This is a genomic window from Roseateles sp. P5_E1, from assembly GCF_054049335.1.
This window is the reverse complement of sequence record NZ_JBFUMN010000143.1, coordinates 1-942: the sequence shown is the minus strand read 5'-3', so window position 1 is coordinate 942 and position 942 is coordinate 1. Positions and strand designations below refer to the sequence as shown.

At 63.9% G+C, this 942-nt stretch carries 2 protein-coding genes; both read right to left on the bottom strand.

Annotated features, from left to right (window positions below; translation table 11 throughout):
- Window positions 1-334: dTDP-4-dehydrorhamnose 3,5-epimerase (gene rfbC, locus ACXJKJ_RS30195; protein ID WP_457395043.1), on the bottom strand; the 334-nt coding region annotated here is incomplete at its 3' end.
- Window positions 331-942 (bottom strand): sugar phosphate nucleotidyltransferase (locus ACXJKJ_RS30190; protein ID WP_457395039.1); only part of this gene is annotated, 612 nt, incomplete at its 5' end. The genes rfbC and ACXJKJ_RS30190, both read right to left, overlap by 4 nt.

Genomic DNA, 942 nt, shown 5'->3' with positions numbered 1-942 from the left:
GGATCCAGAACTGCTTCTTGTTCTCCGCACTCAGCACCACCGCTTCCCACTGGCCGAAGGTCGGCGAGCCGCGACGGATATCCACCGCCACGTCGTACACCTCACCTTCGAGCACGCTGACCAGCTTGCCCTGCGGCCGCGGCCACTGGTAATGCAGGCCGCGCAGCACGCCCTTGGCCGAGGTGGAGACGTTGCTCTGCACGAACTTGGTCGGCAGACCGTGCTGGCCGAAACGCTCGGCATTCCAGGTCTCGAAGAAGAAGCCGCGCTCGTCGCCGAACACCGCCGGCTCGATCACCACGCAGCCCGGCAGTTTGGTCTCAATTACTTTCACGGCACCACTCCTCGTACAGCCAGTTTATGCAGGTATTGGCCGTAGCCGTTCTTGATCAGCGGGGCGGCCAGAGCCTCCAGTTGCTCGGCGTTGATCCAGCCCTGGCCGAAGGCGATTTCTTCCGGGCAGCAGACCTGCAGGCCCTGTCGGGTCTGGATGGTCTCGATGAAGTTGGACGCCTCCAGCAGCGACTGGTGGGTGCCGGTATCCAGCCACGCGTAGCCGCGACCCAGCGCCTCCAGATGCAGATTGCCTTCGCGCAGATAGCGCTGGTTGAGATCGGTGATCTCCAGCTCGCCGCGCGGCGACGGCTTCAGCTCGGCCGCGTGGTGGCTGGCGTTGCCGTCGTAGAAATACAGGCCGGTCACCGCGTAGTTGGAACGCGGATTGGCCGGCTTCTCGACCAGGTCGATCACCTTGCCGGCCTTGTCGAACTCGGCCACGCCGTAGCGCTCCGGATCGTTGACCCAATAGCCGAACACGGTCGCGCCGTGATCGCGCTCGTCGGCATTGCGCAGCACTTCCCGCAGGCCATGGCCGTGGAAGATGTTGTCGCCCAGTACCAGGCAGCTCGGTTTGCCGTCGACGAAGTCACGACCAATGAGATA